A 15,742-nucleotide genomic window follows, 5' to 3' on the forward strand; every position below is an offset into this window, starting at 1 on the left:
ACAGTGAATAAATCTCAACTGATTGACAAAATTGCTGCGGGTGCGGACATTTCTAAAGCTGCAGCTGGACGTGCGTTAGATGCTTTAATCGCTTCTGTTACTGAATCTCTGCAGGCTGGGGATGACGTTGCGCTGGTAGGTTTTGGTACCTTTGCTGTTAAAGAACGTGCCGCCCGTACTGGTCGCAACCCGCAAACAGGTAAAGAAATTACTATCGCTGCCGCAAAAGTGCCGGGCTTCCGTGCTGGTAAAGCGCTGAAAGACGCGGTGAACTGATCGGCTTTCCCGTCAGGGAATGTGACGAAGTACAAGGGCGCATCGTGAGATGTGCCTTTTTTATTGCCTTTTCAGACCACTTTATGTGTGTTTATCGCCACTTGTGGGCTGACAATCACCCTGTTTTCTTGTCAAAATACGTCCTCACGCGCGGCGGCCATCACGTGCTATGCTGCGCGAGCTAAAGTCATCTACAGCGGAGCGTTGTTACACCATGATGGACAACCTACGCACGGCCGCCAACAGCGTCGTGCTCAAGATTATTTTCGGTATCATTATCGTCTCGTTCATTTTGACCGGGGTGAGTGGTTACCTGATTGGCGGTGGCAAAAACTATGCCGCAAAAGTGAATGGCCAGGAGATTGGCCGTGGGCAGTTTGAAAACGCCGTCGCCAGCGAACGTAACCGTATGCAGCAGCAGCTTGGCGATCAATTCTCCGAGCTGGCGGCGAACGAAAACTACATGAAAACCATGCGCCAGCAGGTGCTGAACCGCCTGATCGATGAGTCGCTTCTGGATCAGTATGCCCGCGAGCTGGGCCTCAGCATCAGCGATGAGCAGGTGAAGCAGGCGATCTTCCAGACCCAGGCGTTCCAGACGAACGGTAAGTTCGACAACCAGCGTTTCAGCGGTATTGTCGCCCAGATGGGGATGACCACCGATCAGTACGCCCAGGCGCTGCGTAACCAGCTGACCACGCAGCAGCTGATTAACGCCATTGCGGGTACCGACTTCATGCTGCCGGGCGAGTCCGATCAGCTGGCGGCGCTGGTATCTCAGCAGCGGGTGGTCCGCGAAGCGACCATCAACGTAAATGCCCTGGCGGCAAAACAGACCGCCAGCGATGAGGAAATCAACGCCTTCTGGCAGCAGAATCAGGCCCGTTTTATGGCGCCGGAGCAGTTCCGCGTCAGCTACATCAAAATGGATGCCGCCAGCATGCAGGAGAGCGCCTCTGACGACGAGATTCAGTCATGGTACGACCAGCACAAGGATCAGTTCACTCAGCCGCAGCGCAACCGCTACAGCGTGATTCAGACCAAAACTGAAGCCGATGCGAAAGCGGTACTGGCCGAGCTGCAAAAAGGAGCGGACTTCGCCACGCTGGCGAAAGAAAAATCGACCGATATTATCTCTGCCCGCAACGGCGGCGATATGGGGTGGATGGAAGATGCCTCTACCGTGCCTGAGCTCAAAGATGCCGGGCTGAAAGAGAAAGGCCAGCTGTCTGGCGTGATCAAATCCTCGGTTGGCTTCCTGGTAGCTCGTCTGGACGACGTCCAGCCGGCGCAGGTGAAGCCGCTGGCTGACGTGCGTAATGACATTGCGGCGAAAGTGAAGCAGGAAAAAGCGTTGGATGCTTACTACGCGCTGCAGCAGAAGGTGAGCGATGCGGCCAGCAACGATAATGAATCGCTGGCGAGCGCAGCGCAGGTCGCCGGGCTGAAGGTCGTAGAAACCGGCTGGTTTGGCCGCGATAACCTGCCGGAGGAGCTGAACTTTAAACCGGTCGCTGACGCTATTTTCAACGGCGGTCTGGTGGGTGAGAACGGCGCGCCGGGCAGCAACTCCGATATCATTACCGTTGACGGCGATCGCGCTTTTGTGCTGCGCATTAGCGAACACAAAGCCGAGGCGGTGAAGCCGCTGGCCGAAGTGAAGGCACAGGTTAGCGATATCGTTAAGCACAATAAAGCGGAACAGCAGGCGAAACTGGAGGCCGACAAGCTGCTGGCGGCGCTGAAAGACGGCAAAGGCGATGAAGCGATGAAGGCGGCTGGCCTGAGCTTTGGCGCGCCGCAGACGCTTTCTCGTACCGGCCAGGATCCGCTGAGCCAGCTGGCATTTACCCTGCCGCTGCCGCAGCAGGGTAAACCGGTCTACGGCGTGGGCAGCAATATGCAAGGCGATGTGGTGCTGGTAGCGCTGGATGAGGTGAAAGCCGGCAGCATGCCGGAAGAGCAGAAGAAGGCCATGGTTCAGGGGATCACCCAGAACAATGCCCAAATCGCTTTCGAAGCGCTGATGAGCAACCTGCGCAAGGCGGCGAAAATTAAGCTCGGCGACAGCATCGACCAGCAGCAGTAATTTCGCGTCGTCTCGCAAAAATGAGCAACACGATGTAATCCTCAAGGGCCGCTTTCGCGGCCCTTTCCATTTCTGTGATTTGCCTTTTGTCGACTATCCGCACTGACGCTATCGTGACCTTGCTGTCTACACACAAGGAGATATCAGCATGAAATATGGAATAAAAGCACTGATGGCCGCGGGCGTTCTGGTTTTTGCGGTAGGGGTACAGGGGGCGCTGGCGGCACCCGCCAGCGGCAAAGCGGCGGTGAATAAAGAAAATGTGCAGGCGTCCTCTTCGGCGAAGGCGGAAGCGGTGCCCGGCGAGTCTGACAACGGGGCGACAAAGGTCAGCATTAACCGCGCCAGCGCCGAACAGCTGGCGCAGGCGTTAAATGGCGTAGGATTGAAAAAAGCCCAGGCTATTGTCAGCTACCGCGAAGAGTACGGGCCGTTCAAAACCCTCGATGATCTGAAGCAGGTCCCGGGAATGGGGAGCGCGTTGGTGGAGCGCAATTTAGCCCATCTGACGCTGTAAATTTTATGCCAGACCTTGCACAGCGGTGATTTTTTGCCAGGATAAAGAGGTTGCATCAAGTGGTGTGACCTCTTACCTCATAAACAACAATAACAGAAAGGCATTAGTGCTATGCAGACACAAATTAAAGTTCGCGGCTATCATCTGGACGTCTACCAGCATGTGAACAACGCTCGCTACCTGGAGTTCCTTGAGGAAGCCCGCTGGGACGGCCTGGAAAACAGCCCCGCGTTTCAGTGGATGATGGAGAAAAACATCGCCTTCGTGGTGGTGAATATCAATATTAACTATCGTCGTCCGGCGGTACTGGGCGATGTGCTGACGGTGAGCAGCAAACTGGAGCAACTCAACGGCAAAAGCGGCACCCTAAGCCAGGTGGTCACCCTCAACCCCAATGGCGAAGTAGTGGCCGATGCGCTGATTACCTTCGTTTGTATCGATTTGAAAACCCAGAAGGCGCTGCCGCTGGAAGGGGAATTGCGTGCAAAACTTGACCAGATGAACCTGCGCTGACAACCGTCGTGCGAGTGGCGGGCCCACGGCAGGTGATGAACCCGTAGCCCCGGTAAGCATCGCGCCACCGGGGAATTTGAGCCAAAGTTCCGGTAAATCGATCCCCGGAGATTATGCCTGCGCCAGTCCGGTTTTTTGCTGCATCACCGCCATTACCCCGACCTTGTCCGCCAGATACTGGTTGAGTCCGTTTGCGCGCAGGTTACAGGCGGCGCACTGGCCGCAGCCATCGCCCTTAATGCCGTTGTAGCAGGTGAGGGTTTCCCGGCGCACCAGATCCAGCTGACCCCAGTAGTCGGCGAGCGCCCAGGTCTCGGCCTTATTCAGCCACATCAGCGGCGTCTCAAAGCGAATGTCTTTCGCCATCCCCAGGCTGACGGCGTGGTGCAGCGCTTTGACAAACTCATCGCGGCAGTCCGGGTAGCCAGAGAAGTCGGTCTCGCACACGCCGGTGATGATGGCTTCGGCTTTTACCTGATAGGCGTAGATTGCCGTCAGGGTTAAAAACAGAATATTACGCCCGGGGACAAAGGTGTTGGGAATACCCTCGGCATCAGGCTGATAGTCCGGTACCGGAATGTTATCGCGGGTCAGGCTGCTGACTGCCAGTTCGTTGAGCAGAGTGACGTCCAGCACTTTATGCGCGACGGCGCCCAGTTTCAGGGCGAGTTCGCGCGCAACGTCGATTTCCGCGCGGTGGCGTTGGCCATAATCAAAAGTGACGCAATGCACTTCATCATACTGTTGCAGAGCCTGCACCAGACAGGTGGTTGAATCTTGTCCTCCGCTGAAGACAACTACGGCGCGTTTCATGGCAATTCCTGACTAAATGAATAAAGGCGATATGGTAGCGCCAGACGCCCTCCATCACCAGCTCTCTCACGTCGACGAGGCCGGCAGCCAGGCGCTGGCGAAGTCGAACCAGCCCCGGGCGTTGAGGCGCAGACCATTGACCCCCGGTGGCGCGCTGATCCGATAGTTATACTTGAACAGCGGCGTCATGATGGCGTCTTCCATCAGGCTGTTAAATACGTTGCGCAGCGCATCGTTGCGGCTGCGAGCGTCGGGCTGAGACTGCACCGCGTCTAATGTCGCCTGCAGATGAGCATATTGCGCCCCGGTCAGCAAATTAGGCCACAGCATATCGCAACGCAGCCACTGTTCCAGGGCGTACTCCGGCGCTTCGCCGATCAGACGGTCGCCCATCATCAGGTCGGCCTGCCCCAGATGCTGGCAGCCTTCCCAGTTTTTAGCGTCGTGAAACAAGAGCGTCAGCTCGCAGCCCAGCAGAGCCAGACGTTGCCTCAGCTGTTCGGCCATCGCATGTAGCTCGACCGGCAGATGATAGAGCAGGGTGAGCCTGGCCGGCAGCGGTACCGCGTTGTTTGCCGGTCCCTGCGGGATGGACCATCCCGGCAGCACCTCATGGCTTGGCGTAATCAGATCCTCCTCGAGCGGCAGCGTATCCAGTAGCGACGAGTGATGGATTATCGACACCAGCCGCTGGGCCTGCGCTTTGCTAAGCCGAGGGCTGTGGCGCAGGGTCAAATAGCAGAAGCCAAGGCTGATACGGTTGCTGACCTGACGCAGATTATGCAGCTCTGCGCGATCGCCGATGGTGATCTGCACCGGATGGCGGCAGCTGGTGCCGAGATCGCGGTCAAAGAGCTGAGGAGTGATCCAGTACTCCACCGCCTGGATCAGCGGATGCTGCAGGTGGTAGCGGGGATGGTTTTCCAGGCGGACGAGTTCCGGACTAAACCGCTTCAGGCGGAACGGTCCGCAGCCAATGGCCGGATCGTCGGGATGCGCCAACACGCTGCAGTAGCTGGCGAGGCGGAACGGCAGCCAGTAGTCAGGGCGATGCAGGGTTATTGTTAAACACTGGGCATGGGTGACATCGATACGGCTGATGCTGGCGAAGAGGGTCCGCAAGGCGGGCAGCTCAAGCAGCAGCAGTAACCGCTGTCGCAACTGCGCGGTTTCCACCGTATCGCCATTGTGCCAGCACAGCGTGGAGCGGATATAAAAATGCCAGCGCAGGCCGTCCGGGGAGACCTGCCAGTGGTGCGCCAGATCGCCGATCGGCATATTGTCGCCTTCGTCGAAGCGCGTCAGCCCGGCATAGATTTGTCCGGCCAGATGCTGCTCGGCGCGGCCGGGGAGAAAGCCGGGACGCAGCGGCTCCAGCGGGCGATAGTAAGGAATACGCAGCGTGGGGGTATTGTTTTGCCACTGACCGCCGAGGAAGGGATGGAGCAGGGCTTTCAGCTCCACCGGGGCAAGCTGCGCCAGCTCCAGCGCGTTTTGCTGCTGACCGTTGTTTAGCGCCTGCTCCATCATCTCGTTGCGCAGACTTTCCGGGGTTTTGTGAAATGAGAGCTGTCCGCGTTTGCCGCGCCCGGAGCTGGCCTGCCAGCTTAGCCACCCGGCCTCCTGCGCCTGACGCAGCAGAGTACGGACGTGGCGCTCGCTGCAAAAACAGCGCTCCGCCAGTTCGCCGACGGTGACCTGCTGCGGCGCCCCGGCTGAGGGTTGCCACAATCGCTGGTACTGATTTAAACGGTGTAAGAGTCGCATGGGGGCCGTCGTCCACCGGGCCGCTGTAAACCCGGAACAATTAATAATATCTATTCACTATTACTTCCGTATATCCCAGGTGATACTGCAACACAAGCGAAGCCCATCACACATCGGGGAATATACCATGGCAAAACTGGCGGCATTTGATATGGACGGCACCCTGCTGATGCCGGACCATCGTCTTGGAGAAAAGACGCTTTCCGCGCTGAAACGGCTGCGTGAGCGCGATATCACCTTGACCTTCGCCACCGGCCGCCATGTGCTGGAGATGCACCATGTGATTGGCGAATTTTCCCTTGATGCATTTCTGATCACCGGCAACGGGACGCGCATCCATTCGCTGGAAGGGGAGGAGCTTTATCGCCAGGATCTCACTCCCGAGGCGGCGGAAGCGGTGCTGCACGGCAAATGGGATACCCAGGCCAGCATGCACGTCTTTAACGATGGTGGCTGGTTCACCGGCCAGGCAAGGCCTGAATTGTTGCAAGCGCATGTATTCAGCGGCTTTCACTATCAACTGTGCGATCTGAAGCGTATGTCGGCGCAGCATGTCACCAAGATCTGTTTCTGCGGCGATCATGACGATTTGCGCCGTCTGCGGATCCAGCTGAATGAGACGCTGGGCGATCGCGCATTTCTCTGCTTCTCGGCAATGGACTGTCTGGAGGTGCTGCCGGTTGGCTGCAATAAAGGCGCGGCGCTGGCGGTGCTCAGCCAGCATTTAGGCTTCACCCTGCAGGAGTGCATGGCCTTCGGCGATGCGATGAACGACCGCGAGATGCTGGGCAGCGTTGGGCGGGGGTTCATCATGGGCAACGCGATGCCGCAGCTGAAAGCCGAGCTGCCGCATCTGCCGGTAATTGGCGACTGCCGGAATCAGGCAGTCTCCCATTTTTTAACTCATTGGCTGGATAACCCTGATCTTCCTTATTCCCCCGAATAGAGAGACCCTTCCAGCAAGCCAGATAGGCTTCTATCTGGCTTTTTTTATCGCCTTTCGACCAGACCGGCGATCTCCGCCTGCCAGGGCGCAATATCGCCGATATTGTTCGCCACCCACTGCGGGTTGTAATAGCTTTCCAGGTAACGCTCGCCGCTGTCGCACAGGAGTGTCACTATCGAGCCGGTGCGACCTTCCTCGCGCATCCGCGCGGCCAGCTGCAATACGCCCCACATATTAGTGCCGGTCGAGGCGCCGACCTTGCGCCCAAGCTGCGTTTCCAGCCACAGGGCGGTGGCTACGCTCGCCGCATCCGGCACGCGCAGCATCTCATCGACAACGTCGGGAATAAACGACGGCTCGACGCGCGGCCGTCCGATGCCTTCAATTTTGCTGCCGACCGGGCTGCGCAGGCTGGCGTCGCGGGTCTGCCAGTAATCGAGGAACACCGAATTCTGCGGATCAACGACCATCAGCTGCGTCTCGTAGCCCTGGCTGCGAATATAGCGGCCAATGGTCGCTGAGGTGCCGCCGGTGCCGGCGCTCATGACGATCCATGACGGCTGCGGGTGCGGCTCATGGCTCATCTGGCGGAAAATACTGTCGGCGATATTGTTGTTGCCGCGCCAGTCGGTGGCCCGCTCGGCGAAGGTAAACTGATCCATATAATGGCCGTTCAGCTCGCGGGCCAGCGTTTCGGAAGCCGCGTAGATTTCGCCGGCGCTCTGCACAAAATGGCAGCGTCCGCCGTAGAACTCGATCTGTTCGATTTTGCGCTTGGCGGTGCAGGAGGGCATCACAGCGATAAACGGCAGCCCCAGCAGGCGGGCGAAATAGGCCTCCGAAACGGCGGTTGACCCTGAGGAGGATTCTATAATTGGCGTGCCTTCTTTGATCCAGCCGTTGCACAAGCCATAGAGAAACAGCGACCGCGCCAGGCGATGCTTCAGGCTGCCGGTGGGGTGGGTGCTTTCATCTTTCAGATACAGGTGGATGCCCGGAAAAGCGGGCAGCGGCAGACGGATCAGGTGCGTGTCGGCGGAGCGCTGATAGTCAGCGTTGATTTCGCTAATGGCATGTTTAACCCAGGCGCTATTCATCGTGATTTCCTGTTTGTCATTTTGTGCCTAGCTTAGCGGAAAGCGCAGGAAAAATTGTTGCCATTTAACCTGTGGATTACCATTATGAGAGCAAAATTTTCTCTTAGGATGCCCAATGCTAGATAAAATTGACCGTAAGCTGCTGGCGCTACTGCAGGAAGATTGCACCCTCTCTTTGCAGGCGCTGGCCGATGCCGTTAATCTGACCACCACGCCCTGCTGGAAACGCCTGAAACGGCTCGAAGACGAGGGCATTCTCCGCGGGCGCGTCGCCCTGTTGGACGCGGAAAAGGTGGGGCTGGGGCTGACGGCGTTCGTCCTGATCAAGACTCAGCATCATAGCAGCGACTGGTACTGTCAGTTCGTGAGCGAAGTGACGCAGATGGCGGAAGTGCTCGGCTTCTGGCGGATGGCGGGGGAGTATGACTACCTGCTACGGGTGCAGGTGGCTGATATGAAACGCTATGACGACTTTTATAAACGTTTAGTGAACAGTGTGCCTGGTCTGTCGGATGTCACTTCGAGTTTTGCCATGGAACAGATAAAATATACCACCGCCTTGCCTGTCGAATAACGGTATTGCGCCGTAACCCATTACAAAATCAGGATTTTATTGCTTGCGATTATTTGCTCAACTCAGCTGGTACTTCCGCCGGGAGTGGCGCCGCTATCTTGGCGCAATTGCCCTGCTGGTCATTATTGCCGTCCTGCAGCTTATTCCGCCGAAGGTGGTGGGCATTGTGGTCGACGGCGTGACGCAACAGCATTACACCGCGGAGAAGGTGTGGATGTGGATCGGCGCGCTGGTGCTGATCGCGGTGATGGTCTACCTGCTGCGCTATGTCTGGCGCGTGCTGTTGTTCGGCGCTTCTTACCAGTTGGCGGTTGAGCTGCGGGAAGATTTTTACCGGCAACTGAGCCGCCAGCATCCGGCGTTCTATTTGCGCCATCGCACTGGGGATCTTATCGCCCGCGCCACCAATGACGTGGACCGGGTGGTGTTTGCCGCTGGCGAAGGAGTATTAACCCTAGTGGATTCCCTGGTGATGGGCTGTGCGGTATTGATTGTAATGTCGACGCAGATTAGCTGGCAGCTTACTCTGCTGGCGCTGCTGCCGATGCCGCTGATGGCCCTGGCGATCAAACGTAACGGCGATGCGCTTCACGAACGTTTTCGCGTTGCTCAGGCGGCCTTTTCCAGCCTCAACGATCGCACGCAGGAGAGCCTGACCAGCATCCGCATGATTAAGGCGTTTGGGCTGGAGGATCGCCAGTCGGCGCAGTTTGCTGCCGATGCTGCCGATACCGGCGCGAAAAACATGCGCGTGGCACGCATTGACGCCCGCTTCGACCCCACCATCTATATCGCCATCGGGGCCGCTAACCTGCTGGCCATCGGCGGCGGCAGCTGGATGGTGATCCACGGCAGCCTGACCCTGGGCCAGCTGACCAGCTTCGTGATGTATCTTGGCCTGATGATCTGGCCGATGCTGGCGCTGGCGTGGATGTTTAACATCGTGGAGCGCGGTAGTGCGGCCTATGGTCGTATCCGCACGATGCTTGAAGAGGCGCCGGCGGTGGATGACGGGACCGAGGCGGTGCCGGCAGGCCGCGGCCTCCTGCAGGTTGCTATCCGTGATTTCATCTATCCGCAGGCGAGCAAACCTTCGCTGGAGCAGGTAAATTTTACTCTCCAGCCGGGGCAAATGCTGGGCATCTGCGGGCCGACGGGCGCCGGCAAAAGCACCATTCTGGCGCTGCTGCAGCGCCATTTTGACGTCACTCACGGCGAGATCCGCTTTCACGATCTGCCGCTGCCGATTCTGCAGCTCGACAGCTGGCGCGCCCGGTTGGCGGTGGTCAATCAGACGCCATTTTTATTCTCCGATACCGTCGCCAATAATATCGCGCTGGGAAAACCGGACGCGACGCAGGCGCAGATTGAGCGGGTTGCTCAACTGGCCAGCGTGCATGACGACATTCTGCGTCTGCCTCAGGGCTACGAGACCGAAGTGGGCGAGCGCGGCGTGATGCTCTCCGGCGGTCAGAAACAGCGCATCTCTATTGCTCGCGCCCTGCTGCTGGAGGCCGAAATTTTGATCCTCGACGATGCCTTATCGGCGGTGGATGGCCGCACCGAGCACCAGATCCTGCATAACCTGCGCCAGTGGGGGGAGGGGCGGACGGTCATTATCAGCGCCCACCGCCTGTCGGCGCTCACCGAGGCCAGTGAAATTTTGGTACTGCAGCATGGGCATATTGCCCAGCGAGGCCGCCACGAGGCGCTGGCCGTGCAGCCCGGCTGGTACCGCGACATGTATCGATATCAGCAGCTGGAGGCCGCGCTCGACGAGGTTCCGCAGACGCAAGAGGAGGCTCTGGATGCGTAGCTTTACCGAACTCTGGCCGACGCTTAAACGCCTGCTGGCCTATGGTTCACCGTGGCGCAAGCCGTTGGCCATCGCGGTGGCGATGATGTGGATTGCGGCGGCGGCGGAAGTGAGCGGCCCGCTGCTTATCAGCTATTTCATCGACAACATGGTGGCGAAACATACGCTGCCGCTGAAGCTGGTGGCCGGCCTGGCGGTAGCCTATATCGGCCTGCAGCTGCTGGCGGCGCTCCTGCACTATAACCAGTCGCTGCTGTTTAACCGCGCCGCGGTCGGCGTCGTCCAGCAGTTGCGCAGCGACGTGATGGATGCCGCCCTGCATCAGCCGCTCAGCGAGTTTGATACCCAGCCGGTTGGGCAGCTTATCTCACGGGTAACCAACGATACGGAAGTCATTCGCGATCTGTACGTGACGGTGGTGGCTACGGTACTGCGCAGCGCCGCGCTGATCGGCGCGATGCTGGTGGCGATGTTTAGCCTCGACTGGCGGATGGCGCTGGTGGCGATCGCTATTTTCCCGGCGGTGCTGATCGTGATGATTATCTATCAGCGCTATAGCACGCCGATCGTGCGGCGGGTGCGCGCCTGGCTTGCCGACATCAACGATGGCTTCAACGAAGTGATCAACGGCATGGGCGTCATCCAGCAGTTCCGCCAGCAGGCGCGCTTTGGCGAACGGATGCGTGAGGCCAGCTATGCCCACTATCTGGCGCGGATGCAGACGCTGCGCCTGGACGGTTTTCTGCTGCGCCCGCTGCTGAGCCTTTTTTCCTCGCTGGTGCTGTGCGGGCTGCTGATGCTGTTCGGCTTTAGCGCGGTGGGCACGATCGAGGTTGGGGTCCTGTACGCGTTTATCAGCTATCTTGGACGCCTTAACGAGCCGCTTATCGAGCTGACCACCCAGCAGTCGATGCTGCAGCAGGCGGTGGTCGCCGGCGAGCGCGTTTTCGAGCTGATGGATCGCCCGCGCCAGGCGTGGGGTGCGGATGACGCGCCGCTGAGCAGCGGTCGGGTGGAAATTGACCATCTCTCCTTTGCTTACCGGGGGGACCGTCTGGTTCTCCAGGATATCACGCTGGATATTCCCTCCCGCAGCTTCGTGGCGCTGGTCGGACATACCGGCAGCGGAAAGAGTACCCTCGCCAGTCTGATGATGGGCTATTACCCGTTAACCCACGGCGAGATCCGCATCGATGGTCGACCGCTCGCATCCCTCAGCCACAGCGCGTTGCGTCGGGGCATCGCGATGGTGCAACAGGATCCCGTAGTGCTGGCGGATACCTTTTACGCCAACGTCGCGCTGGGCCGGGACATCAGTGAGGCGCAGGTTTGGGAAGCGCTGGAGGCGGTGCAGCTGGCGGCGGTGGCGCGCAGCATGAGCGATGGGCTGTACACCCAACTGGGCGAGCAGGGCAATAATCTCTCCGTCGGGCAGAAGCAGCTGCTGGCGCTGGCTCGCGTGCTGGTGGACACCCCGCAGGTACTGATTTTGGATGAGGCGACGGCAAACATCGACTCCGGTACCGAGCAGGCGATCCAGCAGGCGCTGGCGAAGGTCCGCCAGCATACCACCCTCGTGGTTATTGCCCATCGGCTGTCGACCATTGTGGAGGCCGATACCATCCTGGTTCTGCATCGAGGTCAGGCTGTCGAGCGGGGCACCCATCAGCAGCTGCTGGCGGCGAAAGGCCGCTACTGGCAGATGTATCAGCTGCAGCTGGCCGGCGAAGAGCTGGCGGCCAGCGCCAGAGAGGAGTCGCTCAGCGCCTGATGCACCACCAGCAGGCAGGGAACGCTGGGAGGCCTGCCATGGTGCAAAAACGTTACATCAAATGCACCGTTGTGGTGCATTTTTGCGCGCCAGGCGCCGTTGTGCAGGATATTGCCTGACCTGTCCCCTGTTTTTTGCCATCAAAGGGCCGCTTTGCGGCCTTTTTTCATTTCTGGCATAGCCCTTGCTTTATATCCATCGTGTTAGCTGCGGCCATTACCGAATACTGACTGGAGGGGACTTATGAAGCTGGTTACCGTGGTAATCAAACCATTCAAACTGGAAGACGTGCGTGAAGCTTTGTCTTCCATCGGCATTCAGGGCCTGACGGTCACTGAAGTCAAAGGATTTGGCCGTCAGAAAGGTCACGCGGAGCTCTACCGCGGCGCCGAGTATAGCGTCAACTTTCTGCCAAAAGTGAAGATTGATGTGGCGATTGCCGACGATCAGCTGGATGAAGTCATCGATGTCATCAGCAAAGCGGCTTACACCGGAAAAATTGGCGACGGCAAAATTTTCGTCGCTGAATTGCAGCGCGTCATTCGCATCCGTACCGGCGAAGCTGACGAAGCGGCACTGTAATTTCCAGACCACACAGTGATGGGGAACGAAACAATGAAAATGGCAACAATGAAATCGGGTCTGGGGGCATTAGCCCTTCTGCCGGGGCTGGCGATGGCCGCGCCTGCGGTGGCGGACAAAGCCGATAACGCGTTTATGATGATTTGCACCGCGCTGGTTCTGTTTATGACTATCCCGGGGATTGCGCTGTTTTACGGCGGCCTGATCCGCGGTAAGAACGTTCTGTCCATGCTGACTCAGGTGATTGTCACCTTTGGCCTGGTCTGCGTATTGTGGGTGATTTATGGCTATACCCTGGCCTTCGGCACCGGCGGCAGCTTCTTCGGCAGCTTTGACTGGGTGATGCTGAAAAATATTGAGCTGAAAGCGCTGATGGGCACCTTCTATCAGTATATCCACGTGGCCTTCCAGGGCTCGTTCGCCTGCATCACCGTCGGGCTGATTGTCGGGGCGCTGGCGGAACGTATTCGTTTCTCCGCGGTACTGATCTTCGTGGTGGTGTGGATGACACTCTCCTACGTGCCGATTGCGCATATGGTTTGGGGCGGCGGTCTGCTGGCGACCCATGGCGCGCTGGACTTCGCCGGCGGCACCGTTGTGCACATCAACGCCGCGGTCGCCGGGCTGGTGGGCGCCTATATGATGGGCAAACGCGTGGGCTTCGGCAAAGAAGCGTTCAAACCGCATAACCTGCCGATGGTGTTCACTGGCACCGCTATCCTCTACGTGGGCTGGTTCGGCTTCAACGCCGGCTCTGCCAGCGCAGCGAATGAAATTGCGGCCCTGGCGTTCGTTAACACCGTCGTGGCGACCGCTGCGGCTATCCTGGCGTGGACCTTTGGCGAATGGGCTCTGCGCGGCAAACCTTCACTGCTGGGCGCCTGCTCCGGGGCAATTGCCGGTCTGGTTGGCGTTACGCCGGCGTGTGGTTATATCGGTGTCGGCGGGGCGCTGATCGTCGGTATCGCCTCTGGCCTGGCGGGTATCTGGGGCGTGACTGCGCTGAAACGCTGGCTGCGTGTGGATGATCCTTGCGACGTCTTCGGCGTTCACGGCGTCTGCGGCATCGTCGGCTGTATCCTGACTGGTATCTTCGCGGCGACTTCTCTGGGCGGCGTCGGTTATGCGGAAGGCGTCACCATGGGCCATCAACTGCTGGTGCAACTGGAAAGTATCGCCATCACCGTGGTCTGGTCCGGCGTTGTGGCGTTCATCGGCTACAAAGTGGCGGATATGACCGTCGGGCTGCGCGTGCCGGAAGAGCAGGAGCGCGAAGGGCTGGACGTCAACAGCCATGGCGAAAACGCCTATAACGCCTGATAAAAAAGCCATTCTCTCCTGATAGCGAAAAGCCTCCCGTCCGGGAGGCTTTTTTTATGCGTTGCGGTTGCGCATCACCCCTTCCTGAACCGTTGAGGCAACCAGCGTGCCATCCTGGGTGTAGAATTCGCCGCGAACGAAGCCGCGGGCGCTGGAGGCCGAGGTGCTTTCGACGCTATAAAGCAGCCATTCATTAATATTAAACGGCCGGTGGAACCACATAGAGTGGTCGATGGTGGCGACCTGCATGCCGGGCTCAAGGAAACCAACGCCGTGCGGCTGCAGCGCCACCGGCAGGAAGTTAAAGTCTGAAGCATAGCCCAGCAGATACTGATGAATACGCAGATCGTCAGGGACGGCGCCGTTGGCGCGCAGCCAGACCTGGCGCACCGGTTCGGCGATATGGCCTTTCATTGGGTTATGAAACTCCACCGGACGGATCTCCAGCGGTTTATCGCAGAGGAATTTGTCTTTCACCTGCGGCGGCAGGAGATGCGCCAGCTTGCGAGCGATATCGGTTTCCGAAGGCAGGCCGTCAGGGGAGGGGGCGGCCGGCATTGCTTTCTGATGCTCATAGCCATTCTCTGGCGCCTGGAAGGAGGCGGTCATATAGAAAATCGGCTTCCCGTTCTGGATGGCGGCGACCCGACGGGCGCTGAAGCTGTTGCCGTCGCGCAGCACCTCCACATCGTAAACGATCGGCTTCTGGCTATCGCCGGGGCGAAGAAAGTAGCTGTGAAACGAATGAACCAGACGCTCAACGGGCACGGTCTCTTTTGCCGCATACAGCGCCTGACCCACTACCTGGCCGCCAAAAACCTGACGTAACCCCAGGTCTTCGCTCTGCCCGCGAAACAACCCTTCCTCAATTTTTTCCAGATCTAATAATGCCAGCAGGTTAGAGAGTGCCTGACTCATACTTATCCTCAATTAACAATAGCGGCGCAGCGCGCGTAATGTGGCCAAGTATAACCTGGAATCGCAAGTGGTCCGATGGGTGTAATAATCTGAATAACGACCAGTTAACAGGAACAAATCTGAGATCTGTGCCACACTTATTGACGACACGAAAGTTCCTGCCGGCGAAGCGGCGGAACATCCTCCTGGGTATTAAGGGATGATAAGGAGAACATCATGAAATTTGCCTATATGTTTAGTGCCTTAGCCGTCGCCGCGACGCTGACCGCCTGTGCTAATCACCACTCGAACAATTCTTCGACGCAGGCGGCCGCGCCCGACCCTTACGGTATCGCGACGCTGAGCGTGGCGCAGCAGCAGCCGAGCGTCACGGGGACGATTAATATCCGCCAGAGAATCGCTTTACCGCCGGATGCGGTACTGACGGTGACCCTGTCGGATGCTTCTCTGGCAGATGCGCCAGCCCGCGTATTGTCGCAAAAAGCGGTGCGTACCGAAGGCAAACAGGCGCCATTTAACTTTGCGCTGCCTTACAACCCGGCAGATATTCAACCGAACGCTCGCATTCTGCTAAGCGCGGCGATCACGGTTAACGGCCAGTTGATGTTTATTACCGATACCGTGCAGACGGTAATAAACCAGGGGGGCACTCATGCCGACCTGACGCTGGTTCCGGTCCAGCAGACCGCCGTTCCTGTCGCCCAGTAAGCTCGCTACGCCCCCGGATGGGGGCTTTTTTTTGC

The 15,742-nt window shown here is 58.6% G+C and carries 15 protein-coding genes; 11 read left to right on the forward strand and 4 right to left on the reverse strand.

Features of this window, described 5'->3' with window-relative positions:
• Positions 1–3 precede the first annotated feature (3 nt).
• The 4 genes from hupB to HMPREF3140_RS22320 all read left to right on the forward strand — a co-directional run bounded on the left by hupB (position 4) and on the right by HMPREF3140_RS22320 (position 3,395).
• Positions 4–276, forward strand: coding sequence for a nucleoid-associated protein HU-beta (gene hupB, locus HMPREF3140_RS22305; RefSeq protein WP_002444653.1), 273 nt, complete (start codon positions 4–6; stop codon positions 274–276).
• 214 nt (positions 277–490) lie between these two features.
• Positions 491–2,365, forward strand: coding sequence for a peptidylprolyl isomerase (gene ppiD / locus HMPREF3140_RS22310; RefSeq protein ID WP_023282235.1), 1,875 nt, complete (start codon positions 491–493; stop codon positions 2,363–2,365).
• 148 nt (positions 2,366–2,513) lie between these two features.
• Positions 2,514–2,882: a helix-hairpin-helix domain-containing protein gene (locus HMPREF3140_RS22315; protein WP_004144680.1), complete on the forward strand. Its 369-nt coding sequence runs from the start codon at positions 2,514–2,516 to the stop codon at positions 2,880–2,882.
• Positions 2,883–2,993: 111 nt separating this feature from the next.
• Positions 2,994–3,395, forward strand: coding sequence for a YbgC/FadM family acyl-CoA thioesterase (locus tag HMPREF3140_RS22320; protein ID WP_002891860.1), 402 nt, complete (start codon positions 2,994–2,996; stop codon positions 3,393–3,395).
• 111 nt (positions 3,396–3,506) lie between these two features.
• On the opposite strand, the gene queC is transcribed toward HMPREF3140_RS22320, so the two are convergent.
• Positions 3,507–4,208 (reverse strand): 7-cyano-7-deazaguanine synthase QueC, encoded by a 702-nt coding sequence (gene queC, locus HMPREF3140_RS22325; RefSeq protein WP_002891863.1) that lies wholly within the window; start codon positions 4,206–4,208, stop codon positions 3,507–3,509.
• Between the two features lie 66 nt (positions 4,209–4,274).
• Complete coding sequence (locus HMPREF3140_RS22330) at positions 4,275–5,975, reverse strand: SgrR family transcriptional regulator (protein WP_032410919.1); 1,701 nt, start codon at positions 5,973–5,975, stop codon at positions 4,275–4,277.
• Between the two features lie 127 nt (positions 5,976–6,102).
• On the opposite strand from HMPREF3140_RS22330, the gene cof reads away from it, so the two are divergent.
• Positions 6,103–6,921: an HMP-PP phosphatase gene (cof, locus tag HMPREF3140_RS22335; RefSeq protein WP_032410921.1), complete on the forward strand. Its 819-nt coding sequence runs from the start codon at positions 6,103–6,105 to the stop codon at positions 6,919–6,921.
• 44 nt (positions 6,922–6,965) lie between these two features.
• Here cof and HMPREF3140_RS22340 read toward each other — a convergent pair whose 3' ends face one another.
• A complete protein-coding gene (locus HMPREF3140_RS22340) occupies positions 6,966–8,018 on the reverse strand; it encodes a PLP-dependent cysteine synthase family protein (RefSeq protein WP_032410924.1) in 1,053 nt (350 codons plus the stop codon).
• Positions 8,019–8,133: 115 nt separating this feature from the next.
• Between HMPREF3140_RS22340 and HMPREF3140_RS22345 the strand changes: the two genes are divergently transcribed.
• The 5 genes from HMPREF3140_RS22345 to amtB all read left to right on the forward strand — a co-directional run bounded on the left by HMPREF3140_RS22345 (position 8,134) and on the right by amtB (position 14,081).
• Complete coding sequence (locus tag HMPREF3140_RS22345; RefSeq protein ID WP_002891873.1) at positions 8,134–8,592, forward strand: Lrp/AsnC family transcriptional regulator; 459 nt, start codon at positions 8,134–8,136, stop codon at positions 8,590–8,592.
• Between the two features lie 43 nt (positions 8,593–8,635).
• The gene (locus HMPREF3140_RS22350) at positions 8,636–10,408 is read left to right on the forward strand and encodes a SmdA family multidrug ABC transporter permease/ATP-binding protein (RefSeq protein WP_004213754.1); all 1,773 of its coding nucleotides are present in this window, start codon (positions 8,636–8,638) and stop codon (positions 10,406–10,408) included.
• Complete coding sequence (locus HMPREF3140_RS22355) at positions 10,401–12,179, forward strand: SmdB family multidrug efflux ABC transporter permease/ATP-binding protein (RefSeq protein ID WP_004178754.1); 1,779 nt, start codon at positions 10,401–10,403, stop codon at positions 12,177–12,179. Before HMPREF3140_RS22350 ends, HMPREF3140_RS22355 begins: the two co-directional genes overlap by 8 nt.
• 243 nt (positions 12,180–12,422) lie before the next feature.
• Positions 12,423–12,761, forward strand: a complete 339-nt coding sequence (glnK, locus tag HMPREF3140_RS22360; protein WP_002891893.1) for a P-II family nitrogen regulator — start codon at positions 12,423–12,425, stop codon at positions 12,759–12,761.
• A gap of 33 nt (positions 12,762–12,794) precedes the next feature.
• Positions 12,795–14,081 carry an ammonium transporter AmtB gene (gene amtB / locus HMPREF3140_RS22365; RefSeq protein ID WP_004152876.1) on the forward strand — a complete coding sequence of 429 codons (1,287 nt, stop codon included), beginning with the start codon at positions 12,795–12,797 and terminating at the stop codon, positions 14,079–14,081.
• A 54-nt stretch (positions 14,082–14,135) separates the two neighbouring features.
• Here the strand turns inward: amtB and tesB are convergent, their stop codons facing one another.
• Positions 14,136–14,999: an acyl-CoA thioesterase II gene (tesB, locus tag HMPREF3140_RS22370; protein WP_002891899.1), complete on the reverse strand. Its 864-nt coding sequence runs from the start codon at positions 14,997–14,999 to the stop codon at positions 14,136–14,138.
• Positions 15,000–15,215: 216 nt separating this feature from the next.
• Here tesB and HMPREF3140_RS22375 point away from each other — a divergent pair, with 216 nt between their 5' ends.
• Positions 15,216–15,707 carry a YbaY family lipoprotein gene (locus HMPREF3140_RS22375; RefSeq protein ID WP_002891903.1) on the forward strand — a complete coding sequence of 164 codons (492 nt, stop codon included), beginning with the start codon at positions 15,216–15,218 and terminating at the stop codon, positions 15,705–15,707.
• Positions 15,708–15,742 lie beyond the last annotated feature (35 nt).

The sequence above is a fragment of the Klebsiella sp. HMSC16A12 genome (assembly GCF_001808265.1).
GTDB lineage: Bacteria > Pseudomonadota > Gammaproteobacteria > Enterobacterales > Enterobacteriaceae > Klebsiella > Klebsiella pneumoniae.

Bases quoted from the DNA above. Each gene is read 5' to 3' on its own strand.
- HMPREF3140_RS22320 (WP_002891860.1), top strand. From the start codon at position 2,994: ATGCAGACACAAATTAAAGTTCGCGGCTATCATCTGGACGTCTACCAG.
- amtB (WP_004152876.1), top strand. From the start codon at position 12,795: ATGAAAATGGCAACAATGAAATCGGGTCTGGGGGCATTAGCCCTTCTG.
- HMPREF3140_RS22355 (WP_004178754.1), top strand. From the start codon at position 10,401: ATGCGTAGCTTTACCGAACTCTGGCCGACGCTTAAACGCCTGCTGGCC.
- HMPREF3140_RS22330 (WP_032410919.1), bottom strand. From the start codon at position 5,975: ATGCGACTCTTACACCGTTTAAATCAGTACCAGCGATTGTGGCAACCC.
- ppiD (WP_023282235.1), top strand. From the start codon at position 491: ATGATGGACAACCTACGCACGGCCGCCAACAGCGTCGTGCTCAAGATT.
- HMPREF3140_RS22315 (WP_004144680.1), top strand. From the start codon at position 2,514: ATGAAATATGGAATAAAAGCACTGATGGCCGCGGGCGTTCTGGTTTTT.
- glnK (WP_002891893.1), top strand. From the start codon at position 12,423: ATGAAGCTGGTTACCGTGGTAATCAAACCATTCAAACTGGAAGACGTG.
- tesB (WP_002891899.1), bottom strand. From the start codon at position 14,999: ATGAGTCAGGCACTCTCTAACCTGCTGGCATTATTAGATCTGGAAAAA.
- queC (WP_002891863.1), bottom strand. From the start codon at position 4,208: ATGAAACGCGCCGTAGTTGTCTTCAGCGGAGGACAAGATTCAACCACC.
- HMPREF3140_RS22375 (WP_002891903.1), top strand. From the start codon at position 15,216: ATGAAATTTGCCTATATGTTTAGTGCCTTAGCCGTCGCCGCGACGCTG.
- HMPREF3140_RS22340 (WP_032410924.1), bottom strand. From the start codon at position 8,018: ATGAATAGCGCCTGGGTTAAACATGCCATTAGCGAAATCAACGCTGAC.
- cof (WP_032410921.1), top strand. From the start codon at position 6,103: ATGGCAAAACTGGCGGCATTTGATATGGACGGCACCCTGCTGATGCCG.
- HMPREF3140_RS22345 (WP_002891873.1), top strand. From the start codon at position 8,134: ATGCTAGATAAAATTGACCGTAAGCTGCTGGCGCTACTGCAGGAAGAT.